The sequence below is a fragment of the Mesorhizobium sp. M1342 genome (assembly GCF_040317955.1).
In the GTDB taxonomy this organism is placed as follows: domain Bacteria; phylum Pseudomonadota; class Alphaproteobacteria; order Rhizobiales; family Rhizobiaceae; genus Mesorhizobium.
Genome location: NZ_JAMYLI010000005.1, coordinates 67,705 through 90,688 on the forward strand (window position 1 = coordinate 67,705; position 22,984 = coordinate 90,688).

Genomic DNA, 22,984 nt, shown 5'->3' on the forward strand with positions numbered 1-22,984 from the left:
ACGGCTGTTTTACTCCGGAGTCTCGGCCTCGGCACGAACCAGCTTGATATCTGCGCCAGCCGCCCATGCGCCGATATCTTCCCGACGCAATGCCGCCGCCATCATGTCTGGAAACAGATCCGGCGTGCAGGCAAAGACCGGAATGCCGAGGGCGGCCACCGAGCCTGCCATCTTCGGGTCATAACCCGGCCTGCCCTGGTCGGTCAGCGCCAGGAGCACCACGACGTTGACGCCGGAGCGAACGAGTGCAGCAAGCCGCTGCAGCAATTCCTGCCCGTTGCCGCCCTCATAAAGGTCAGTGATCAGCACCATATGCGACTTGGTCGGCCGTTCGATGCGGTCCGCGCAATAGGCCACGGCCTGGTTGATGTCGGTGCCGCCGCCCAGCTGCACGCCGAACAGGACTTCGACAGGATCGCTAAGCTCCTCGGTCAGATCGACGATTGCCGTGTCGAAGCAGACAAGCTTGGTCCGCACCACCGGCAGGGAGGCCATCACCGCCGCGAATATCGAGGCGTAGATTACCGAGCTTGCCATAGAGCCCGACTGGTCGACGCACAGCACCACCTCATCCAGGTCGACCAGCCTTCGCTGTTTGCGCATGAAGCCGACCAGCTTCTCCGGCACGATGGTCTTGTGCTCGGGCTGGTAATGGCGAAGGTTGGCTGAGATCGTACGCGGCCAGTCGATGTCGCGCTGGCGTGGGCGGTTGGTGCGCTGCGATCGGTCGACCGCGCCGCGTATCGCCTCGGCTGTCTTCTGTTCCAGCCGCTGCATCAGCTTGGCAACGATATCGGCGATGATCGTGCGCGCAATGTCCTTGGTCTTGGCCGGCATGACCGAGCGGAGCGAAATCAGGTCGGCGACGAGATTGACGTCGGCCTCGATCGCTTTGAGGAATTCCGGCTCCATCAGCATCTGCTTCAGGTTGAGCCGTTCGAAGGCATCCTTCTGGACGATCTGGACGACCTGTGCGGGAAAGAACGACCTGATATCGCCCATCCACTGTGCCACCCTTGGCGCCGAGCGGCCGAGGCCGCCGCGCCGCTTGCGCGGATCGGCAGCCGCATCGCCGGCACCATCGCCGTAAAGCGCATCGAGCGCCGCGGAAAGCCGCTTGTCGGTGTCGGACAGCGCTGACGAGGTTTCCTCATCGGCACCGATCGCCATGCGCCAGCGGCGCTCCCGTCCGTCGCCGGCTTGGATTGGCTCGCTGATTTCGGCCTCGTCATCCATTGCCGGCCTCGCTCATCAGCAGGGGTCCAAGCCGTTCCAGGTGCCGGCGCCACGCTTCGCCGCCATCCGGAGTCGGCGTCAGTCCGGCAGGCAGCCGTGCGGTGCGGCCGAGCACCGCTTCGATCAACCGTCGCCGCTCCATCGAGTCCAGATGCGAAAAGACCCGGCGCAGCAACGGCAGATGAGCAATGAAGGCCTCTTCGTCGAGGGATGCGAGCCAGGCATCCACCGCACCGCGCAGGCCCTCGTCGTAGATCAGCCGTTGGCCGGCAGTGCTGAAGAAACCCTCGAAGAACCCTGCAGCCTCGGTGACCGGCGTTCCTGGAGACAGACGTCGTGCGATCAGACCGGTTGCCGCGTCGGCTGACAAATGGCCGGCTTCGTAGAGCAGATGCGCGGCACAGCCTGCCACCAGCGCCGTCGAGCGCGATCCATCGAGCACCGCAGCCAGTCCATTGCGCCAGATGTCCAGCACGTCCTGTTCAGGCTCGACCAGACTGATCGCTTCGTCGGCTTTGCGCATGGCGCCGACCAGCGTCGTGGATGCCTGGGCATCGAGGTCGCGGGCGGCATAGGCAAGTGCGATCCCGCCTTCGACGATCAGCCGCTCCAGGAGGCCGGACAGACGGGCGGTTTCCGTCTTGCGAGCCTCGCCGTAGCGGATGATGTCGGCGAGCGGCGGCACCGATGTCAGGATTTCCAGGCATTCGCTGCTGCGCGCCGCCCGTTCCTCCAATGCCGCGAGACCGGCGATCGACGCTTCCGACAGGTTTGCCGTGATGGCGCCCTGGACCAGTGCGGCCATCGCATCAAGAGACGTCGCCGCGCCGATCATCTGGATCAGCCGGCCATTGGCCGCCTTTTCGATGGTTGGTCCGTAGACCAGGTTCTCGACCAGTCGAACGGCATATTCAGGTTCCCACGACAGCATCCAGCGCTCGCGAAAGGTGCCGCGGCTGCGGCCGCTGTCGGTCAGCTTGCCCCAATGCACGCCAAGCACGGACAGCCGGTGCAGCAAGGTCGATCGAAACAGCCCGCTTTCGCTGCGCAGGTCGACCGACAATTCACGCTCCAGCGCCTCGGGCTTCAGCCGCGCCGCCTTCTGGCTGCGCTGCAGGTCCTCGATCAGCGGCGCCAGCGGCGTGTCCGGCGGAATTTCACCGACATCGGCGCCCAGCAGCAATTCGGCTTCGACCAGCGCCCACAGCAGCGCTTCCCCGTTGAACAGGGCGGCGATCGCGGCGTCACGCAATTCCTCGAAACCGGGCTTTGGCCGTTCACGGATCGCAGCCAGCGTGCGGGCCAGCCGTTCGGCTTCGATCAGCGAGGCGGTCGAGACCATGTGCCCCTTGGCCCTCAGGACCGCCGCGATCTTCGCCAGCCACAGGACCGAGGAGTCCCCTTGCCCGCGCGTCTGCCACAGATGCTTGCACCAGCCGGGCGCGACAACGCCGGCGCCATAACCGAAGCCCAGCGCCAGGCGCGGCCCCGTCCACGGCGCCCAGGTCATCATGCTTTTGCGGCGGGCGAGCCCCTTGAGTAGCGCCTGGTCCTCCTTCAGCGGTCGCGTCGCCTGCAGTGCCGGCACATGGAAGGCACCGCAAACGATAGCGATCGGCCCATCGAATTCCTTTCGCGCGGCGGCGATTTCAAGTCGCATATGCGCTTCGCGCTTTGCCTCGAATTCGGCAAGCGGACCTTCGCCTTCGCGCAACGTCGTCATCGCGTCGGCTATTGCCGCGAAGATTGGGCCGGGCTCAGGGTTCTGCTCGATGATATCAGCCCACCAGCTTTCGCCATCTTCATAGCCGGCAGCTTGTGCCAGCGTTCCGATCGGGTCCCGCAGATGCGGCGCCAAGTCAGCCTCAACGCTGGCTTCCGTTCCATCGCTATCGGTTTCCCCCACGGCCTCAATCGGCGCAGTGCGGGCTGAAGACGGCAAATCGATGAAGCGCACTGCCGCATTGTTGGTGACGGCCCAGAGCGTCGCCTGGTACTCCGGCGAGAATTCGGCGAAGGGCCAGAAGCTTGTCGAGGCCGGATCGTCTTCGGGATAGCAGAGCAGCGCCACCGGCGGCTGCATTTCGGGGTGGGCCAGCAACGGCAGCAGCGGGCTGGCGTCGGCCGGTCCTTCGATCAGCACGGCGACCGGTTTCAACTCCTGCAACGCCTGCACCAGGCTGCCGGCGGAGCCTGGCCCGTGATGGCGTATGCCGAAATAGGAAACGTCGCTAAGCGCCATGGCGTCAGATCGCCGCGTTCAAGGCCGCGTAGTAGCCGGCATAGTCTGGCCGCTTCTTGAGCACGGTTTCCAGATACTCCTCCAGCACCAGTTTGTCCTGCACCGGATCCTTCACGATCGCACCGACGAGGCTGGCGGCAAGACCTTCGGCGCCGAGCTTGCCGCTGTCGAACCAGGCCGCCTGGCTGAGGCCGCCGACCATGGTGGCAATGGCTTCGGCCGTGGACAGCGAACCGGACGGCGTCTTCAACGTCACCTTGCCGTCGGCTGTAGCGCCGGAGCGCAACTCGCGAAAAATGGTCAGCACGCGCGCGATCTCCTCACCGACATTCTTCGGCACCGGCAGGTCAAGACCGCCGGCCATCTCGCCGACCCGCTTGGAGACAATCGCCACTTCCTCCGCCATGTCTTCGGGCAAGGGCAGTACGACGACGTTAAAGCGGCGCTTCAACGCCGAGGACAGCTCGTTGACGCCCTTGTCGCGGTTGTTGGCGGTGGCGATGATGTTGAAGCCGCGCTGCGCGTAGATCGAGGTGTTGAGTTCCGGGATCGGCATCATCTTTTCGGACAGCACGGTGATCAGCGTGTCCTGGACATCGGAGCCCATGCGCGTCAGCTCCTCGAGGCGGCAAAGCTTGCCGTCCTGCATGGCGCGGTAGAGCGGCGTCGGCACCAGCGCGTCCTGGCTTGGGCCCTTTGCCAGAAGCTGTGCGTAGTTCCAGCCATAGCGGATCTGGTTCTCGTCGGTACCAGCCGTGCACTGCACGATCAGGGTCGAATCGCCCATGATGGCGGCGGCGAGATGTTCCGACACCCAGGATTTGGCCGTGCCGGGGACACCCAGCAGCAACAGCGCGCGATCGGTGGCGAGCGTCGCCACCGCGGTTTCCATCAGCCGGCGCCGGCCGACATATTTGGGCGTTATCACTGTCCCGTCGTCAGCCTTTCCGCCGAGCAGGTAGGTAAGGACCGCCTTTGGCGAAAGGCTCCATCCGGCAGGCCTTTGCCGGTCGTCATTGCGCGAGAGCGCCTGCAATTCGGCGGCATAGGCCTGCTCGACCGGAAGACGGATGGCTGCGTTCATTAGCTGTTCTCCGGATTGATCATGTGTCGGTTAAGGTTCGGCCAGCGCTGCGTTGAGGCGCAGAAGACCGAGTGAAGGCGCTGCCGGCGCCATACCGGCCGCAACGACGTCTCCGATCAATTTCTCCGCCGTCGCCGCCGTGGCGAGAAAGCCCATAGTTTCCAGGAGCTGGTCGACGCCTCGCTTCACAGCGTCATCGTTTCCTGCAACAGCGGAGCGAAGCGCCGGGAGCGTCTGGCCGTTTGTCAGGTCGGTCCATTCCAGCCAGCTTGCTTCGAGGCCCTCGGCCAGATTGAGCGCGCCGAGATGTTGCGTGTCCTTCAGGATCGACCTGACCAGGACGCGCTTCCTGCGGCTGTCCAGACGCGCCATGAGGTGGAGGACGAAGAGTGCGGGCTTGCCACCTTCGGCGACAAGCATATCCGCCATGTGCGTCACCGCGGCGTCGCTGCCCGACGCCGCGACCATTCGGGCAACAAGGATATCGGCATTGTTCTCAGCGCCGAATTGCCACGCCCCGATAAACTCGGATTCGGTGGTGCCGAAGCGCGTGGCGAGGTCGACCAAGTTGCAGGTCTCGAACAGTTCGGCGCGACGTCTTTCCTGCGCCGGCGATTTGAGTTTTGCCGGCGTGTAGGTGGTGCGGCGGCGGATGAAGCCGGATTTGCCTTCCGCGATGAAGGCAGCGAGTTCGGCCGTCGGATCTTCCGGCCCGCCATCGCCTGGCGAGCCGTGCTCTCCCAATCTTGCCAGCAACCGGCCAGCGAGCTCGCGCAGCTTGCCGGAACGATCGGCGGAGAGGCTCTTCAGGAACGGCACGTCATCAGCGCCCAGGCCGAAGCGCAACAGGTCGACGAGTGCAATCCTGATTTCCGCCGGCTCGCCGGATGCCTTGGTTTCGATCAGCTGCCTAGCCGAAGCCGGTGCGGTGCGGCGCATATCGGCGAGCGCGGTGCGGCGTGCGGCGGGATAGAAGTCATCCCAGTTTTCCACCGTCAGATGCTCCTGGCTTGCAGGTTTTTCGCCGTCCGCGCCTGCCTGCCAGTCGATCCAGGGTGCATAGACGTCCGGACTGCTCTGATCCGACGCGGCTGGCATCCAGTCCATCGGATGCAGCACGAAGCCGCGGCTGGAGACGAGCGTGACCACACGCGACTTGCTTCTTGTGTCGGCGGCATGCTTTAGCGCGGCTCGCAATAGCGGCCGCAGCCGTTCCGGCAGCATCGGCAAGGCGAGTTCGGGCAATTGCGGGCGGCGTTTCAGCGTCTTTGGCGCGGCTGGCCGCAAGGCGATGCCGAGAGCTTGTGCGGCGATCGCCAGCAGCCGGCGTTCGCGCTCGTCGGGGCTGGCACCGCCGGCGATCTCCTTCCACGCGCCCGGAGCCAGGTCGAAGGTGATCCCGCCGGTGATCCAGCAGTCGCGCATGGCCGCCAGGCCGGTCTGCTCGATCTCGTTCACGACAGGTCAAGCCTACCGAAACCGCTTTGCGCCGCCAGCAGGTCAAGCCGGCTGCCATTCCAAAGTGCTGCCGTTGCCATAAGGTCCAGCCCAAGCAGCGTTGGATTGACGGTGTCGGCAATCGGCAAGGCGATACCATGCGGATCGCCGGCGGCTTGCCACCAGGCGGCGCCCCGATCGTCCAGCAGGATCGCGCCGGGCGGCAGCATGACAGGACAATCGGTGAGCCAAGGGGCTGCGTTCTGGTGAGCAGCATGCGCCGCGAGCGGATCGGCTGTGTGAAAGCCGAAATCGGGCCACTCACCTGTCGGGACGTCGCCCTTGCGGTCCGCCACCAAGGCCCGCAGCGGCTGGCGTGCCGGGTAAAAGACCAGCCTGGCATCGAACCGGTCGCCCGGTGTGAAGGCGTTCGACCGGCGACCGGCCGAGGCCGGAAAATAGTCGAGCAAGAGAGCAAATTGCGGGCTCGCGCTCTTCAGGTCGAGGAGCCAGGTCGAATGGCTGACGAGACCGTCACGGCGCGACTCGATCTTCTCGCCAAGCACCTCCCAGACGCTTTCGACCTGTTTGGCATCGGGATTGGCCAGAACCTGCTCACGGCTTTCGGACGTCGATACGAGCCGCCTCAGTTCGGCGTCTCCTGGTGTCGATCGCCAGGCCTTGACCACCAGCACAAGCTTGCCGAGTTCGCGGAGCGCCGCGTCCGGGCGCTCCTCGCTGCGCAGCCCCATCAGCCGTGACGGAATCTCGTCGATGCGGCCGGCAAGCGCTGTCGCCTTCATGTCGACCAGCCGTGCCGCAATCCGGCGGCAACGGTCACTGCTGTTGTCGACAAAACCGGCCAGGCCAAGCCGCAACTGGTCAGCGATCCATTGATCCAGCTCATCCAACGCCGCCGACACCGCGGATTGCGTATCCAGCGTCCGCTTGCGCTGCGCTGCCTCGCGGCGCTCGACCGCAGCGGCGTCCTCGATGTCTGCGCTTTCGTCGTCGCGCGAGGCCTCGCCAATGCTCTTGCCTCCCGCACCGGGCGCTGGCGCCGCCGGCTGTGGCGAGGCCTTCCTGCGGCGGCCGAGCCAATCATTCACCCATTCCGGGGTCGAGCCTGCGGCGGTAAAACTGGCCGGCGTGGTGGCTGCAATCCACATCAGCGCCAAAGTGTGCTTGCAGGGAAATTTCCGCGACGGACAGGTGCATTTGTAGCCATGGTCGCCGGTGTCGACGACCACACGATAGGGATTGGAGCCGGAACCCTGGCATTCCCCCCAGAGGAGCCCCAGCTGATCGCTCTTTTCGAGCCGTGGCCAGTTCGATTGCCTGGTCAACCTGGAAGCGGCGCTCAACGACGCCTGATCGGGCGCGAGCGCTTCGATGGTTTTCAAGTCGAATTCCAAGCCGCGCCTCTCGTCGCTCGAACGATACGGGTAGCCAGTATAGATGGCCGTCTATGACGGATTCTTGTAGCAGCAACCGTACAGAGATCGATACAGCTGAACACAATAGTTGCGCCAGTCAATCTGATCCGTCGGCAATGCAATTGCTATTCAGCGATGTCTCCCCCGAGAAATTACCTCTTGGCGAGGATAAACGCGCGATATGACTTATTGAAGCGTCCGCGCCGGCTGACCGGCGTGGTCGCGTGCGATGCCGGCTTCGGCATCCTCGGCGCCAAAAGCACGGTCGAGGCCCGTCGCCACGACCGAGACCCTGAAGCGGCCTTCCATGCCCTTGTCGAAGATGGCGCCAACGATGATGTCGGCATCCTCGTAGACCTCTTCGCGGATGCGGGTGGCGGCCTCGTCGACCTCGAACAGGGTCATGTCCCTGCCGCCCGATATCGAGACCAGCACGCCCTTGGCGCCTTTCATCGACACTTCGTCGAGCAGCGGGTTGGCGATCGCGGCTTCGGCCGCCTTCATCGCCCGACCCTCGCCGGAGGCCTCACCGGTGCCCATCATGGCGCGGCCCATGTCGCGCATCACCGATTTGACATCGGCGAAGTCGAGATTGATCAGGCCTTCCTTGACGATGAGGTCGGTGATGCAGCTGACGCCGGCATAGAGCACCCGATCGGCAATGACGAACGCATCGGCGAAGGTGGTCTTGGCATCGGCGATCCGAAACAGGTTCTGGTTCGGGATGACGATCACCGTGTCGGCGCTCTCGCGGAGCCGCTCGATGCCCTCTTCGGCCATCTGCATGCGGCGCCGGCCTTCAAAGGCGAACGGCTTGGTGACGACACCAACCGTCAGGATGCCGGCCTTGCGTGCCGCCTGGGCGATGATTGGAGCCGCACCGGTTCCCGTGCCGCCGCCCATTCCGGCGGTGACGAAACACATATGCGTACCGGCCAGATGGTCCATGATCTCGTCGAGCGATTCCTCGGCCGCGGCGCGGCCGATCTCGGGAAGCGATCCGGCGCCCAATCCTTCGGTGACGTGGGCGCCAAGCTGGATCAGCCTGGACGCCTTCGACATGGTCAGCGCCTGGGCGTCCGTGTTGGCGGCGATGAATTCAGTACCCTGAAGCTGCTCCGCGATCATGTTGTTGACGGCATTGCCACCGCCGCCACCAACGCCGATCACGGTGATCTTGGGTCTCATCTCGGAGATTTCGGGCTTCTTGAACTCGGCCATGCCTGTGTCTCCTTCGCCAATTGCGCGCGCTTCACGACCCACCCGCAGACTGCCTTGAAACCTTGCAATCGAGCGGCATGATGCGAATCACTCCGTTGCGATGGGTAGCCCAAAAAGCCAGACAGCGGCCAGAGGTGCAAGTGCATGCGAGGTCAAGATTTGTGATGACCGTTTTGCACAGCGTGGCAGAGACGCCATATGCCTGACAATCAAGCCGTCGGCCTTGGTGCGACGCGTCGGCTTGCCGCGCAACGATCGAAGCGTCTATCATGTGCTTGATAAGTCGCTGACTTCGGCGTTCTCGCCGGGCTCGGCCACGCAGAATCCCCAGCGGCGAAACCAGCCGGCCGCACAGATTTCTGAACCGATGAAGCAGCGCCCCGCCAATGGCCGACAAAACACAATTCGGGTTGACCGCCGTCGACACCGTTCCCTTGCATGAAAAAGTCTATCTGGAACTTGTGCGGGCGCTGATGTCCGGCCAGTTCACGCCGGGCCAGAAGCTGACGTCGCGAAAACTCGCAAGGGAACTCGGCACCAGCGACATGCCGGTGCGCAGCGCCTTCATGCGGCTGCAGGCGCTGCGGGCGCTCAGCCCGATGCCGAACGGCAGCGTCGAAGTGCCGGCGATATCGGCCGAGCGGTTTTCGCAATTGACCGCGGTGCGGACTATCCTCGAAGGCTCGGCGACCGAACTGGCGACAAAACGCATCAATGGCAACAATCTGCGCACGATCCGACGCCACGCCACCGACCTGACTTTGGCGGCCCGCAAAGGCGATATCGATGATTACCTGCGCAAGAACCACGACTTCAAATTCTCGATCTATCGCCATTGCGGCAACGAGCAGATGATCTTCCTGATCGAAACCGTATGGATGCAGGTCGGCCCTTTCCTCAGGAACCTTGCCATGGGTTTCGAGGATAACCTCGCCTCCATCCTCGACATCGACTTTCACGAGGAAGTCGTCGCTGCGATCGAGGCCCAGGATGGCGAGCGCGCCCGCGCTGCCATCGTGCGCGACATCGACGAAGGGGCCTCGCACATACTGCAGCAGGCGAGATTTCCGAAGGCGAGAAACTGATGCGCGTCGCGTTTGTGCGGATTCGGGCGACGCCACTTGGCTTTCCGGCCTCTTGCCTCTATGTTGCGATCGCAGATCGCGCAATTGGTTTTGAAATGCCTCCCGACATCCCGGCTAGTGACTTGAAAAAATAAGGAAAAGCGCTTGGCGACAGCCAAGTCTGTTTTCCTAAAACTCACAAGCTATTTTTATCAGGGACAGTGCAGCCGGTCAGGTTGCGGCACCTTCGAAAACCAGAGGTCATAAATTGAGCGATGCAATTGCGGACGTTTTGAACTGGCTTGATAGCAGGACCGACATCCAGAGCCTGAGAGCCGCGGTGTGCGACCTCAACGGCATCATGCGCGGCAAGCGCATTCCCGTCGAGCAGGCAAGAAAGGCGCTGGAAGGCAAGCTGCGCATGCCTTTTTCGCTGATCGGGCTCGATGTCTGGGGCGAGGACATCGAAGGCAACACACTGGTATTCTCGACCGGCGATGCCGACGGACTGTGCCAGTGGACGGGGCGCGGCATTCTGCCGGTGGCCTGGACGGCGCATCCGACGGCGCTTGTCCCCCTCTGGCTCGCCGACGAAAGCGGCGCGCCTTATCTCGGCGACCCGCGACGGGCGCTGGCCCGCATCCTCGATCGCTACAAGGCCTTGGGCCTGACTCCGGTCGCGGCAACGGAACTCGAATTCTACCTCGTCGATCCGCAGTCGCAGCGGCCGGTCGGACCGGTCTCGCCGGTGACCGGACGCCGCCTCGATTCCGACGCGGCGCTGTCGATCGACGAGATTGACGACTTCGAATCCTTCATCCATGACGTCTACGAGGCCTGCCGGACGCAAGGCATTCCCGTCGACACGGCCATCGCCGAGAACGGCGTCGGCCAGTTCGAAATCAATCTGAACCATGTCGCGGACGCCTTGCGGGCGGCTGACGATGCGGTGCTGTTCAAGCGCACCGTGAAGGGCATTGCCCGCAAGCACGGCTTTGCCGCCTGTTTCATGGCCAAGCCCTATGGCGACCGGGCCGGCAACGGCTTTCACGTTCATTTCAGCCTGATCGACGGCGAAGGGCGCAACGTCTTCGATGACGGCACCGACCAGGGTTCTGAGACCATGCGCCATGCGGTCGGCGGCCTGCTTGCGGCAATGGCCGAAAGCACGCTGGTGTTCGCGCCGCACTTCAACTCCTACCGCAGGCTGCGCCCGAGATCCTATGCGCCGACCGCAGTCGCCTGGGGTTATGAGAACCGTATGGTCGCGATCCGCATTCCCGGCGGGCCAACCGGTGCGCGCCGCATCGAGCATCGCGTTTCGGGAGCCGACGCCAATCCCTATCTGGTGCTAGCGGCCATATTGGGCGCCGCACTGACGGGCATTGAAAGACAAATATCGCCAGGCGATCCGATCGGCACCGACGGCCAGGGACTTCCGCCGGCAAAGCTGCCGCCGGACTGGGCGTCGGCGATCGCCGCCTTCGAGAGCGGGACGCATGTGGCGGAGATTTTTCCAGCCATCCTGCGCGACTCCTTCGTTGCCTGCAAACGCCAGGAATTGAACACGTTCGCGCTCAATGTCAGCGATTTCGAGATCGAGACATACCTCGAAAGTGTTTGAGGCCCGATTGCCCCAGCGGCATTGGTTCCGGCCGATTTTCGAGCAGCCGCAAAGCACTTGCGGTGGGGTCGCTAACCGGGCATAAACATGATGGTTTTATCATGTATTATGGCTGGGATCACAGGACTTGACCTTCGTTGCGCGCATGGAAAGCCGGATTGAGGGCTTTTCAGTCATTGGCGACCTGAAATGGCATGTCTGGGACGGCGTGGTCGCCGACCTCTGGGATGTCTCATGCGGTGACAAGGCCGAAGGCTATTACGTCTCTCCCGACCCCCGGCTGTTCGTCGCGCTCGATGTGGATGGCGATGGCGCTTTCTTCGTCGAAGACGCCAAGGGCGAATTGCGCCGCCACGACCAGGCTTTTTCCATGGCCTACATACCGGCCGGCGTGCCGATCCGCGGCCGGGTCGAGGGGCTGCGGCGGATCCGGCATCTCGACCTGCATTTCGACGCCGCAGTGCTGACGCGCCGCTTCGGCCGCAGCCTTGACCACGAGGCCTTGCGGATGTCGCGCTTCCAGTTTCGCGACGACCGGATCGCCATGCTTGCCGGCCTGATCGCCGCCGAATGCGGCAGCGACCGGCCCCTGCATGATCTCTATGGCGAGGGTCTGCTCAATGCCTTGTTCGCAAGCCTGTTCCAGATCGACCGGCCTGATACCCTTAGGCGGCGGTCGCCGCTGTCGCGCCGCAAGCTGCGCCTCGTCACCGACTACATCGACGCGCATTGCCTGGAAAGGATCCGGCTTGCCGACCTCGCCGCGCTGACCGGCCTGTCCGAAACCGCGATGAGTCACGCCTTCAAGGCGGCGACGGGCGTGCCGCCGCATCGTTGGCAGATGCAGGCGCGGGTCGACAGGGCCAAGGCCATGATGGCGCGTGGCACCGCTTCACTTGGCGACATCGCCGAGGCAACGGGTTTTTTCGACCAGGCGCATCTGACGCGTGTGTTCAAGTCGATTGTCGGCGTGACACCCGGCGCCTGGATGAGGAGCACCAGTCGCCAGTGACATTTCCGCAACATCACACCGCGATGTCCCTCGTTTGGACAAGAATGGACAAACCGCCCAATTCCGTCCAATGACCAGCAGATAAGTTGAGATAAATAATCAGGTATCTCAATATCGACAGGCGGGGACTTTCCTGATGAGCAGAACTTACCTGATGAAGGCGCTTCTGGCGGCCAGCGTCGCCGCAGCCGCGATGATCCCGCCAATGGCCGCGTTGGCGCAGTCGGTGCAAACCAGCACCCAGCTTGAACCGGTGGTGGTCGAGGGCGAGGCCGGCGATGGCGCGACCGGACCGGTTAAAGGCGTCGTCGCCAAAAAAAGCAGGACCGGCTCCAAGACGGCGACCGACATCAAGGATATCCCACAATCCGTGTCGGTGGTCGGACGTCAAGAGATCGACGACCAGGGCGCACAGAAAGTCGACGAGGCCTTGCGCTACACGGCCGGGGTGTTCGCACAGCCCTTCGGCCCGGACAGCGACACCAACTGGCTGTTCATCCGCGGTTTCCAAGCCACGGCTGATGGCACCTACATGGATGGGCTGCAACTGTTCAGCTACGCCTTTGGCGGCTTCTACGTCGACAGCTTCGGCCTCGAGCGAGTCGAAGTGCTGAAAGGGCCGGCCTCCGTACTCTATGGCGGCAGCAATCCCGGCGGCCTCGTCAACTATGTCAGCAAGCGACCGGATGGCAGGCAGCGCTATATCGAGACCGGCGTCAACGATGCCGGCAATGTCTATCTGGGCTTCGACATCGGCGACGTCGACGGCAATGGTGTTGTCAGCTACCGGGTAACGGGCAAAGTCGCCGGCGGCGACACCTACAGCGATTTGCAGAATGGCTGGCGCGGCTTCATTTCGCCCAGCATCACCTGGCAGCCCGACGAGCAGACCAAGCTGACGGTACTGGCCAACTACAGCCACATCGACGAGAACCACAATGGCGGCAGCTTCCTGCCTTACATCGGCACTGTAACGGATCGGATTATCGGCGGCGTGAATTACGGTCGAATCGACCCAGATGCCAATTTTACCGAGCCGAGTGTCGATCTCTACAAGCGCGAGCAAGGTTCGATCGGCTACGAGTTCGAGCACACTTTCGACAACCAATGGACGGTGCGTTCCAACATGCGCCTCAGTGCGGCCTCGATTAATGAAGTCAACGTCTACGCCAACGGGTGGGCGAGCGCGACGCAGCTCAATCGCATCAATTTCGGTCACGATACCGACGCCACGACATTCCTGTCGGACCTGCAGATCGAGGGCAAGGTGGAGACAGGCGCTGTGGAACACACGCTGCTGGCCGGCATCGACTACAAATATTACAACATCGACCAGGTGCAATCGTCGGCGCTCTTCGGCACAACCCCTCCCATTGATGCTTTCGACCCAATCTACGGCGCGCCACTGACGCCACGAGTCAGCTACCTCAATCAGGACTTGACCCAGAAGCAGCTCGGCTTCTACGCGCAGGACCAGTTGCGCTTCGGCGACGGCTGGCTGGTGACGCTGAACGGCCGTTACGACCGTGGCTGGCTCGACGCCGACAATCGGCCGACATATTACTCGGCGAGTTCCAGCACGCAGAACCAGACTGTCGGCGACTTCTCCGGTCGCGCGGGCCTCGCCTATGAGTTTGCCAATGGCGTAACCCCCTATGCCAGCATTGCCACCTTCTTCAACCCGCTCATCGGCACCGACGCCAACGGTAATCTGTTCAAGCCGGAAGAGGGCGTGCAGTACGAAGTCGGCGTCAAATATGTGCCGACCTTTGTCGATGGCCTGTTCACCCTGTCGCTTTTTGACCTGACCCGTCAGAATGTACCGTCGAACGTTACTTTCTTCACGCAGTTGCAAACCGGCGAAGTGCGCTCACGCGGTATAGAACTGGAAGGCAAGGTCAACGTCACCGAGGATTTCCGGCTCACCGGCGCTTTCACCGCCTATGACATCGATATCACCAAGGACGCCAACCCGGCGCTGATTGGCAAGACGCCGTTCATCGTGCCAGAGGTGATGGCCTCCGCCTCAGTCGACTATACTTTTCGTGGCGGCTGGTACGACGGCATCTCGATCGGCGGCGGCCTGCGCTACGTCGGCTCCTCATGGGCAGACAACGCAAACAACAACAAGGTTCCAGCTGTCACGCTGGCCGACTTGAAGCTTGGCTACGACAAGGAGACCTGGGGTGTCGATCTGAACATCACCAATCTGTTCGACAAAACCTATGTCTCCAGTTGTCAGACCACCACTGTCGAAGCCTGTTCTTATGGCGAAGGCCGCTCATTCAAGCTGAAGGCGCATACGACTTGGTAGCCATGTGCCGAATCCGCCAGTGATGATCCATCTGCCCAACAGACGGCACGTGCTTGCGCTGGCGGCCGCGGCATTGCTGCCACCGGTCGCCGCCAGGGCGGCGGCGATGCGCGTTGCCGCGATCGACTGGGGCATGCTGGAGACGTTGCTGGCGCTCGGCATCGAGCCGGTGGCGGCGACCGAACTGATCCAGTTCCGCAAGATCGCGGTCGAGCCGGCGGTTCCTCAATCGGCAACCGATCTCGGGCTGCGCGGCGCGCCCAATTACGAGCTGCTGCGCATCGTCGCGCCTGATCTCATCGTGATCTCCAATTTCTACGAATACCAGCGCCCGATGCTCGAACGCATCGCGCCGGTGTTTGCGCAAACGGTCTACGAGGCCGGCGTGCCACCTTATGCGCTCGCCGAGGCGGCGACACTGGCCCTGGGCGAAAAGCTGGGACGGCAGGCCGAGGCGAAGCGCTACGTCGATGAGACGGCGGTCGAGATCACGCAGCTTGGCGCCACCTTGCCCCCCTCCCCCGCGCGGGTCTTCGTCATCAGTCTCGGCGATAGCAGGCATTTTCGAGCCTTTGGCCGCGATTCCATGTTCGGCGATGTGCTGACGCGTCTCGGCCTGGTCAATGCATGGACCAACGAGACGAGCTACAGCGCGGCGGCACCCGTCGGACTGGAGGCGCTAGCGCGCGTGCCCGAGGCGTCGATCCTGATCGTTTCGCCACTGCCGGCAGATGTCGGGCGTTCGCTTCCTACAAATGCCTTGTGGAACGCGCTACCCGCTGTCCGCCAGGGGCGTGTTGCTGTGCTGGATCCGGTCAACCATTTCGGTTGCCTGCCATCGGCACGCCGCTTCGCGCGTCTGGCGACGGCCGCCCTTGCCGGGCAGAGCCATGGCTGAGCGCACCATAAGCGATCGCACCGCGACGAGTGCCGCGCTGTCGCCAATCGCCCTGTGGAGCTTCCTGGCGGCGCTGGCCGCCCTCCTCTTCGCATGGCGCGTCGGCATGCAATGGCCGGCCGCACCGCCGGGCGACGGCATTGATCTCGACAGCGTCATCCTGGTCTACAGCACGCTGCCGCGCGCCGCCGTGGCGGTGCTGGCCGGCGCGGTGCTCGGCCTGTCCGGCCTGCTGTTGCAGCATGTGCTGCGCAACCCGCTGGCCGAACCGTCGACGCTCGGTATTTCGGCCGGCGCGCAACTGGCCATGACGATCGCCTCGCTTTACGCACCGCTGCTGATGGAGCGGTCGCAGGGCCTGGTCGCCTTCGCCGGTGGCATCGCCGCGGTGCTGCTGGTGCTGGCATTGACCTGGCGGCGCGGGCTGGAACCGGTCTCCATCGTGCTCGCCGGGATGATGGTGGCGCTGACCGCCAGTTCCGTCAGCGCAGCACTGATCCTCGCCAATGGCGAGTACCTGTTTTCGCTGTTCATCTGGGGCGGCGGATCGCTGGTCCAGCAGGACTGGGAGCCGACCATCGCGCTGACGATCAGGCTGGCGGCCGGTGTGGTTGCCGCATTGATGCTGCTGCGGCCGCTGACCATTCTTGGTCTCGACGATGCCTCGGCACGCGGCCTGGGCGTCGCCCGTCACTCAAGCCGCTTTCTCATCATCGCGCTTGCCGTGTGGATGGCGACGTCGGTCGCGGCAGAGGTTGGCGTCATCGGGTTCGTCGGTCTTGCAGCGCCGGCGCTGGCCACGCTTTCGGGCGCCCGCACACTGCGCCAAAAACTGATCGCCGCGCCGCTGATCGGCGCCGTGCTGCTGTGGCTGACGGACGGGCTGGTACAGCTGGCCGCCGGTTCCGGTGGCGAACGCATTCCGACCGGTGCCGGCACCGCCCTGCTCGGCGGTCCGCTGCTGCTGTGGCTGTTGCCGCGGCTGCGCCTTTTCGAGTGGCCGCATCTCGGTTCGAATGGTACCGCACCGCGCAAGGCCAGCCGGCCCTGGCTCATCATCCTGCTTCTGCTTGCGCTGGCGCTTGTCGCTGCCATCGTGGCGCTTGTCGTCGGGCGTGGCCCGGACGGCTGGTCTATTGCTGGGGGAGACCTGTTAACCGATCTCGCCGCGTGGCGTGCGCCGCGGATCGGCGTGGCGGCCGCCGCCGGCGCCATGCTCGCGGCCGCCGGCGTCGTCATCCAGCGGGTCACCGGCAACCCACTGGCAAGCCCCGAAGTGCTGGGAGTCGGCACCGGCGCCGGGGCCGGCCTGACAGCCGTGCTGATGGTCAGCGCCACGGCCAGTCTCGGCTGGCAGCTCGCCGGCTCAGCCCTGGGCTCACTGGCGGCCTTGATTGCCATGCTGGCCCTTGCCGCACAAGCAAAGTTCGGTGCCGAGCGGCTGCTGCTTGCCGGTATCGCCATGAGCGCGCTGTGCAGCGCTGCGATCACCGCAACGATCGCGATGGGCCACGCGCAGTCCTACATTCTGTTGCGCTGGCTGAGCGGCTCGACCGGCCAGGCGTCGGCGCTCGATGCAGGGCTAGCACTCGCCTGTCTGTTGCCGCTGACGTTGCCGCTGTTCCTTGCCGCCCGCTGGCTGGATATCCTGCCGCTCGGGTCCGACAGCGCACGCGGGCTGGGCGTGCCGGTTGCCGGCGGACGGCTGATGCTGATCATCGTTGCCGCGCTGCTGACTGCGCTGGCCGCCATGGTCGTCGGGCCATTGAGCTTCGTCGGCCTGATCGCGCCACACCTTGCCCGTCTGGTGGGCTTTTCCCACGCCCGCGTCCATCTCGCCGGAGCGATGCTTCTGGGCGCCCTGCTGATGATCGTCTCGGACTGGCTGTCGCGCATGGCGGCCTTTCCCTACGAACTGCCCGCCGGCCTGTTCGCTTCGCTGCTTGGCGGGCCGTACCTCGTCTACCTGCTTGCCAAGGGCGTGCCGCGCCAAGGCTGACGGGTTCCGAAATGCTATGAGGTTCTATCCATAGGGCTAGACCAGTGCGGCCAAGCTGGCGCGCATCGATCGGTCATGTTCCGGCAGCCGCGATACGGTCGGCAGGCCGCGGGCTTCCTGGGCACCGAAGCCCAATCGTGTCAGACAGGCTCGCGCCAAGGCCGCATTGCTGTCGATGACGACCAATCCATTGATATCGTTGAGGCTGGCGGCCACCACCGACAGTTCGGTGCAGCCGAGCAGGGCTGCATCGGCGCCGGCCGCTTGCGCGATGTCGAGCGCGCGCTCGGTTTCAACCGCCGCATCCGCGATCGAACCCGCCTTGACGAGGCTGATCGCGCTGTCGACGCAGGCCTGAAACTCGGTGTTCGCGGGAAGGCAGAGCTCAAATCCCGCTGCCGACATCCTGTCCTGGTAGAAGCCGGAGACCAGCGTGCCTTGGGTGGCGAGAACAGCAACCCGGCCCTGATCCAGGCTGCGACGCGTCTCCGTCACCACAGCATCTCCGATATGGATGATTTCCGCGCGCGAATTCGCCGCCAGTTGGCCGTACCAATGGTGGGCGGTGTTGCACGGCATCGCGATGCGGGCGACGCCGAGCGCATTGAGCGTCGCGACCGCGGCTTTCAAAGGCGCCAGCGGCCCGTCATGGCCGGCAAGGATCGCTTCGGTCCTGTCGGGCAGCTGCGGGACACTGAGGATCACGGCAGGCACATGTTCGTTGTCTCTGAGCGCCTGGGTCATCCGGGTCAGCTTGAAGTAGAAATCAGCCGAAGCAAGCGGCCCAAGACCGCCGATAATGCCGAGCTGGGGACGGATGCTGTCGTCGATCATCTGGCAGGCTCGGCTTCGAGCTGTTCCGAGACGGTTTCAGGCTGTGCCGCCTCCCTGTGGCTGGGAGCGATCATTGCCGTGCTCGCCGCGACGGTGCAGACGCTGGCCAGCGTCATGAACGTGTCGACGGCTGCATCCACCGCGACGAACAGGACGAACGCCGCCTCGAAGGGAAGCTTCAGGTAGCCGCAGACGATGGACATCTGCGACAGGATGAGCAGGCTGCCCATGCCGCCGGTGGTGAGCGCGAGAAGCGCTGAGATGATACCGACGAGCACGAGGTCCGGGACTGCAAGCTGGTGGCCGTAGAGCTGAGCGATGAACAGCGCACCCGAGGTATAGAGCAGTGCCGGGCCTGTCCGCAGCAGTGCCGCCTGTAACGGCACGAGCAGTTCGACGACCACCAGGCTGAACCGCAGGCGCTCGCCCAACAGGTTGATGACCCATGGGAGCGAGGCGACCGAGGAGCGTGTGGTGATGGCCACCATGAGAAGCGGCTGGCAGGTCTTGATCGTCGTCCAGTAGCTGCGTCGCGACCGGATCGCGATAATGGCAAATGCCCCGGCAACGAATGTAAGGCAGGAAAGACCCATCACCAGCAGGTAACCGCCCATCAGCATGAGCGGCTTGGTTCCGGTCGACGCTGTCTGGTCCGCGATCAGGATGAAGGTTGCAAAGGGCAACCCCCAGATGAACCAGTTGGTGAGCACCGTGCAGGCCCGGTAGACCGCGTTGAGCGCCTGGGTCAGGCTCATGGACGAGGGCTGGGGAATCTTCCCCATCGCGAGCCCGAAAAGCAGGCAGAACAGCAGGACCTGAATGGTCTGGCCCGAGGCCAGGGCATTGAAGACGTTGTTCGGCACCAGGTCGAGCAGGATCGAGTGCCCGCCATTGGGATCCCCATTGGAGGCTGGCGGCTGGAACGGGAAGGCGAGATCGGTGGATACGCTGCCTTGCGAATTGATGAACTCGCCAAGCTCGATGCGCGACTGGGGATTCTCGATCTGGCCCGGCTGCAGGATCAGCGACAAGGTGCCACTCACCAGCACGCTCAGGAACGACACGACCAGCACGGCCATACCCACCTTGCCGAGGTAGCGGACCGATTTCGGGTCCTGGACCATCGCCGTGATGGAGAAGATGACCGACGAGACCAAATAGGGCAGGACGACCATCTTGAGGAAATTCAGGTAGAGCTGTGCGACAGGGCTGATCGCATGGGCAAAATCTGGATAGTAGAGGCCGCACAGGATCCCTGCAGCAATCATCGCGATCGTCGTCACGGGTGATCGCAGTATGCGCCTGGCCATCAGGCGCCAATCGAAAGGCAGGGGTCCGGCTAACTCGGAGATTGCCATGTCAGGCTTTGCTCCCCTGGCGATAGCGGGCGATGATCTCGTCCGTGCTGAGAACCTGCTGACCCCGCGCGAGATCGAGATACAGATCGACAAAGGCTGCGAGATGCGGATTGTCCGGCCGCACGCCGACTGCGATCGTATCGACCTTGTCGGTCAGCGTGATGGAGCGCGCTACGACCGTCATCGACGGATCGTCGACCATCAGCTTCTTGATCTCGAAATCATCGCGATAGGCCATGTCGATCGTCCCGTTTCGGATCGCATCGATGATCAGATCCCAGCTTGCCAAGCGGTGGATTTGCGCATGCGGGAAAGTCGTGGCCGCATAAGTGGCGAATGAAGAGCCCTCGATCACGCCAAGATCGCCTGAGAAATCACGGACGATCCCTTCGGGCGGCTTGCCTTGCGCGATACGCGCCAGGTTGAGGCGGTTGGCGATCAGCCCTTGCCGCAGCATGGCGTAGGGGCGCGAATAGATGATCGACCGGCCGCGCTGAAGCGTCCGGCTGAGCTTGCCAATCGCCAGGTCGGCCTGTCCGGAACTGACCTGTTTCACAATATCGTCGAACGTTGCGGCGGATCGGTCGAACACCGGCTCGACGCCAAGCGCCGCGGCGATGCCGTGGGCCAGTTCCATGTCTATACCATCGTCCCCCGATCCGTCGGCCGGGAAGAACGGATTGGAAGCGAAGGCCGGCATTGCGATGCGCAATGCATCGCCGCTCGCGATAGGTTGAGGGGCGCTCTCCGCCTGCTGTCCCAGAGTGCTGGCTGCCCGGGCTTGTGAAATCAGCAACCCGCCGCTCCCGGCCGCAAGCAGTGTACGACGTGTAACCGACATGCGCGTTCTCAATTAACCCGGGAAAGCTGCAACATGCACAACCGGCGTTAAACAAACGTATATATTACCCTATGTCTTTTTATGTATTGGATAAGCAGCTTAGCGCCACAAAATATCAGCATTGCCTAATATGCAAGGAACGGCGGAAGGATCGCATTACTTCCCGCCCGCCGGTCAGCTGGATTGTCAAAACGTCTCGACCCAGGGCCGCAACTCAAGCTCCGAGCTCCAGGCGCTGCGATGCTGGCGATGGGTTGTGAGATAGGCCTCGGCGATGGCATCCGGCGACAGGCGGCGGTCCGGCCGGTCGGGATCGGCTGCCTGTCCGGGCGGCTCGATCTGGCCGTCGATGATGAAGTGGGCGACATGGATGTTCTTCGGGGCGAGTTCGCGGGCCATGGACTGCGCCAGGCCGCGCAGGCCGAATTTCGGCATGGCAAAGCCGCCCGAGCCGGGAAAGCCCTTCACACTGGCGGTGGCGCCGGTGAACAGGATCGAACCGGATCCCCGGACAAGCAGCCGGCGCGCCGCCTGCTGGCCGACCAGGAAGCCGCCATAGGCGCCGACCAGCAATGCCTGTTTGACCGCTTCCGCATCGAGCTCGGCGATCGGGCCGCGTGTGCGTGCGCTGGCGTTGAACACCACGAGCGCCAGCGGGCCGGCCTTGTCGGCGGTGTCGAACAGCCTGGCGACGGACGCAGCGTCGGCGACATCCGTCTCAACGGCCAGCGCACCGGTCTCATCGACCAGAGCGCCCAGCTTCTCGACGTTGCGGGCGGCCAGAACCACGCGAAAGCCTTCCCGGGTGAGAAGGCGCGCAAGCGAGGCGCTCACACCAGCGCCCGCGCCTGCAATGACGGCCACATCGGATGATGTCATGATTTTCTCTCCCTTGCGGATTTCGGCGGAAGCGTTTGCCAGATCGAGCAAGGTCGCGCCTTCGCGCATGATAGGCAAGAGGTGGCATTGCCGCTGTGTTGAGCCCAAACGACCGCAGAACCGGCGTTGCGCAGTCCAGTGTCGCCCGTGGCGCTACGAGGATAGGTCCGCCTCGGCACCGCGACCCCCGCCTCGACAGGGGCAAGGCTTGGACCTTGCTCACCAACCGGATCCATCCGACACGTCATTTCGACAGTGGAATCGTTTTGCTTCGTCAAGCGGTCGGCGGCCTCATTAATGGGGACTGGAGCATGGCCCCGAAAAGTGGGAAACCGTTTTCGGAAAAGATCATGTTCGATAAGGAAACGATTATGGAACCAATCTGGGCCGTCGGCCTGATGACCGGCACGGTGCTGGACGGCAACATCGACGTCGCGCTGATCAAGACCGATGGCGAGCAGATCGAGGATTTCGGCACCTATCGGCTGATGCCCTATCCCCCATCTATCCGCTCCCTGCTGGAAGAGACGCTGACGGAGGCGCGGGCGTGGAACTTTGTCGGGCCGGAGCCGGCGATCTTCCGCACCGCGGAGGAAGCCCTGACGCGTGCCCAGTCGGCAGCCGTCAAGGAATTGGTCGAAGGCTATGGCATGACGATGGCCGATATCGGCGTCGTCGGTTTTCACGGCCAGACCGTTCTGCATCGCGCGCCGCAGGTTGGACGGCTGGGCCAGACAAGGCAGCTCGGCGATGGCGAGCTGATGCATGCCATCTTGGGCACCAAGGTCGCATACGATTTCCGCTCGGCCGACATACGCGCCGGCGGGCAAGGCGCGCCGCTGGCCGCGGTCTATCACACCGCGCTGATGCGCAGCGCCGGCGCCAATGGCGAGGTCGCCGTACTCAATCTCGGCGGCGTCGCCAACATCACCTGGTGGGATGGCGCCGACAATGTCGTCGCCTTCGACACCGGACCCGCCAACGCGCCGCTGAACGATTTCATCAAGTCGAAGGGGCTCGGCGAGATGGACCGCGACGGCGCGCTTGGCCGTGCAGGTAAGGTGGACGAGGCCCGGCTGGCCAAGCTGTTGCAGCACCCTTATCTGAGCAAAGCCTACCCGAAATCGCTGGACCGTTTCGACTTCGGTGCCGCGATGGCGGACGGCCTGGATGCCGAGGATGGTGCCGCCTTGCTCACCGCCTTCACCGCCGGCGCCGTCGGCAAGGCACTCGACCTCTTACCAAGCCGGCCTAAAAAGCTGGTGGTCAGCGGCGGTGGTCGCCATAACCCGACCATGATGGCAATGCTGGCCAGCCGCGCCGGCGTCGAGGTGGTGCTGGCGGAAAGCCTCGGTTGGAGCGGCGATGCGGTCGAGGCGGAGTGTTTTGCCTTCCTCGCGGTTCGCGTGTTGCGCGGCTTGCCGATCAGTTTCCCGAGCACCACCGGCGCGCCGCAGCCGATGCGTGGCGGAAAACTCGCCGGCTAGACTCTTGCTTTGACGCAA

The 22,984-nt window shown here is 63.8% G+C and carries 17 protein-coding genes; 7 read left to right on the forward strand and 10 right to left on the reverse strand.

Going from position 1 to position 22,984, the window contains the following annotated elements:
- Nucleotides 1-9 precede the first annotated feature (9 nt).
- The 6 genes from NKH06_RS06580 to ftsZ form a co-directional block, all read right to left on the reverse strand.
- Nucleotides 10-1,236 (reverse strand): VWA domain-containing protein, encoded by a 1,227-nt coding sequence (locus NKH06_RS06580; protein WP_128302412.1) that lies wholly within the window; start codon nucleotides 1,234-1,236, stop codon nucleotides 10-12.
- A complete protein-coding gene (locus NKH06_RS06585; protein WP_352892566.1) occupies nucleotides 1,229-3,478 on the reverse strand; it encodes a DUF5682 family protein in 2,250 nt (749 codons plus the stop codon). Before NKH06_RS06585 ends, NKH06_RS06580 begins: the two co-directional genes overlap by 8 nt.
- 4 nt (nucleotides 3,479-3,482) lie before the next feature.
- On the reverse strand, nucleotides 3,483-4,562 hold the full coding sequence (locus NKH06_RS06590; RefSeq protein ID WP_027036087.1) for an ATP-binding protein: 1,080 nt from the start codon (nucleotides 4,560-4,562) through the stop codon (nucleotides 3,483-3,485).
- Between the two features lie 30 nt (nucleotides 4,563-4,592).
- Complete coding sequence (locus NKH06_RS06595) at nucleotides 4,593-6,020, reverse strand: DUF5691 domain-containing protein (RefSeq protein ID WP_352892568.1); 1,428 nt, start codon at nucleotides 6,018-6,020, stop codon at nucleotides 4,593-4,595.
- The gene (locus tag NKH06_RS06600; RefSeq protein ID WP_245273044.1) at nucleotides 6,017-7,402 is read right to left on the reverse strand and encodes an SWIM zinc finger family protein; all 1,386 of its coding nucleotides are present in this window, start codon (nucleotides 7,400-7,402) and stop codon (nucleotides 6,017-6,019) included. Before NKH06_RS06600 ends, NKH06_RS06595 begins: the two co-directional genes overlap by 4 nt.
- 219 nt (nucleotides 7,403-7,621) lie before the next feature.
- Complete coding sequence (ftsZ, locus tag NKH06_RS06605) at nucleotides 7,622-8,656, reverse strand: cell division protein FtsZ (RefSeq protein WP_023808769.1); 1,035 nt, start codon at nucleotides 8,654-8,656, stop codon at nucleotides 7,622-7,624.
- Between the two features lie 386 nt (nucleotides 8,657-9,042).
- Between ftsZ and NKH06_RS06610 the strand changes: the two genes are divergently transcribed.
- From NKH06_RS06610 to fhuB, 6 genes are all read left to right on the forward strand, one after another.
- Complete coding sequence (locus tag NKH06_RS06610) at nucleotides 9,043-9,741, forward strand: GntR family transcriptional regulator (protein WP_023808770.1); 699 nt, start codon at nucleotides 9,043-9,045, stop codon at nucleotides 9,739-9,741.
- Between the two features lie 247 nt (nucleotides 9,742-9,988).
- Nucleotides 9,989-11,344: a glutamine synthetase family protein gene (locus NKH06_RS06615; RefSeq protein WP_127268594.1), complete on the forward strand. Its 1,356-nt coding sequence runs from the start codon at nucleotides 9,989-9,991 to the stop codon at nucleotides 11,342-11,344.
- A 127-nt stretch (nucleotides 11,345-11,471) separates the two neighbouring features.
- Nucleotides 11,472-12,356, forward strand: a complete 885-nt coding sequence (locus NKH06_RS06620) for a helix-turn-helix domain-containing protein (protein ID WP_023808772.1) — start codon at nucleotides 11,472-11,474, stop codon at nucleotides 12,354-12,356.
- Nucleotides 12,357-12,492: 136 nt separating this feature from the next.
- Nucleotides 12,493-14,670, forward strand: a complete 2,178-nt coding sequence (locus NKH06_RS06625; protein WP_245486018.1) for a TonB-dependent siderophore receptor — start codon at nucleotides 12,493-12,495, stop codon at nucleotides 14,668-14,670.
- A 22-nt stretch (nucleotides 14,671-14,692) separates the two neighbouring features.
- Nucleotides 14,693-15,568, forward strand: coding sequence for an iron-siderophore ABC transporter substrate-binding protein (locus NKH06_RS06630; protein WP_502914425.1), 876 nt, complete (start codon nucleotides 14,693-14,695; stop codon nucleotides 15,566-15,568).
- Nucleotides 15,561-17,567: a Fe(3+)-hydroxamate ABC transporter permease FhuB gene (fhuB, locus tag NKH06_RS06635; RefSeq protein ID WP_023808775.1), complete on the forward strand. Its 2,007-nt coding sequence runs from the start codon at nucleotides 15,561-15,563 to the stop codon at nucleotides 17,565-17,567. Before NKH06_RS06630 ends, fhuB begins: the two co-directional genes overlap by 8 nt.
- 36 nt (nucleotides 17,568-17,603) lie before the next feature.
- Here the strand turns inward: fhuB and cuyB are convergent, their stop codons facing one another.
- From cuyB to NKH06_RS06655, 4 genes are all read right to left on the reverse strand, one after another.
- Nucleotides 17,604-18,401, reverse strand: coding sequence for a cysteate racemase (gene cuyB, locus NKH06_RS06640; protein WP_023808776.1), 798 nt, complete (start codon nucleotides 18,399-18,401; stop codon nucleotides 17,604-17,606).
- On the reverse strand, nucleotides 18,398-19,759 hold the full coding sequence (locus NKH06_RS06645; protein ID WP_128302408.1) for a dicarboxylate/amino acid:cation symporter: 1,362 nt from the start codon (nucleotides 19,757-19,759) through the stop codon (nucleotides 18,398-18,400). Before NKH06_RS06645 ends, cuyB begins: the two co-directional genes overlap by 4 nt.
- A 1-nt stretch (nucleotide 19,760) precedes the next feature.
- Complete coding sequence (locus NKH06_RS06650; protein ID WP_352722132.1) at nucleotides 19,761-20,471, reverse strand: substrate-binding periplasmic protein; 711 nt, start codon at nucleotides 20,469-20,471, stop codon at nucleotides 19,761-19,763.
- Nucleotides 20,472-20,786: 315 nt separating this feature from the next.
- Nucleotides 20,787-21,479 carry an SDR family NAD(P)-dependent oxidoreductase gene (locus NKH06_RS06655; RefSeq protein ID WP_023808778.1) on the reverse strand — a complete coding sequence of 231 codons (693 nt, stop codon included), beginning with the start codon at nucleotides 21,477-21,479 and terminating at the stop codon, nucleotides 20,787-20,789.
- A 371-nt stretch (nucleotides 21,480-21,850) separates the two neighbouring features.
- Here NKH06_RS06655 and NKH06_RS06660 point away from each other — a divergent pair, with 371 nt between their 5' ends.
- On the forward strand, nucleotides 21,851-22,966 hold the full coding sequence (locus NKH06_RS06660) for an anhydro-N-acetylmuramic acid kinase (protein WP_023808779.1): 1,116 nt from the start codon (nucleotides 21,851-21,853) through the stop codon (nucleotides 22,964-22,966).
- The last annotated feature ends 18 nt before the right edge of the window (nucleotides 22,967-22,984 follow it).

Bases quoted from the DNA above. Each gene is read 5' to 3' on its own strand.
- NKH06_RS06580 (WP_128302412.1), bottom strand. From the start codon at position 1,236: ATGGATGACGAGGCCGAAATCAGCGAGCCAATCCAAGCCGGCGACGGA.
- NKH06_RS06585 (WP_352892566.1), bottom strand. From the start codon at position 3,478: ATGGCGCTTAGCGACGTTTCCTATTTCGGCATACGCCATCACGGGCCA.
- NKH06_RS06590 (WP_027036087.1), bottom strand. From the start codon at position 4,562: ATGAACGCAGCCATCCGTCTTCCGGTCGAGCAGGCCTATGCCGCCGAA.
- ftsZ (WP_023808769.1), bottom strand. From the start codon at position 8,656: ATGGCCGAGTTCAAGAAGCCCGAAATCTCCGAGATGAGACCCAAGATC.
- NKH06_RS06610 (WP_023808770.1), top strand. From the start codon at position 9,043: ATGGCCGACAAAACACAATTCGGGTTGACCGCCGTCGACACCGTTCCC.
- NKH06_RS06625 (WP_245486018.1), top strand. From the start codon at position 12,493: ATGAGCAGAACTTACCTGATGAAGGCGCTTCTGGCGGCCAGCGTCGCC.
- NKH06_RS06630 (WP_502914425.1), top strand. From the start codon at position 14,693: ATGATCCATCTGCCCAACAGACGGCACGTGCTTGCGCTGGCGGCCGCG.
- fhuB (WP_023808775.1), top strand. From the start codon at position 15,561: ATGGCTGAGCGCACCATAAGCGATCGCACCGCGACGAGTGCCGCGCTG.
- cuyB (WP_023808776.1), bottom strand. From the start codon at position 18,401: ATGATCGACGACAGCATCCGTCCCCAGCTCGGCATTATCGGCGGTCTT.
- NKH06_RS06645 (WP_128302408.1), bottom strand. From the start codon at position 19,759: ATGGCAATCTCCGAGTTAGCCGGACCCCTGCCTTTCGATTGGCGCCTG.
- NKH06_RS06655 (WP_023808778.1), bottom strand. From the start codon at position 21,479: ATGACATCATCCGATGTGGCCGTCATTGCAGGCGCGGGCGCTGGTGTG.
- NKH06_RS06660 (WP_023808779.1), top strand. From the start codon at position 21,851: ATGGAACCAATCTGGGCCGTCGGCCTGATGACCGGCACGGTGCTGGAC.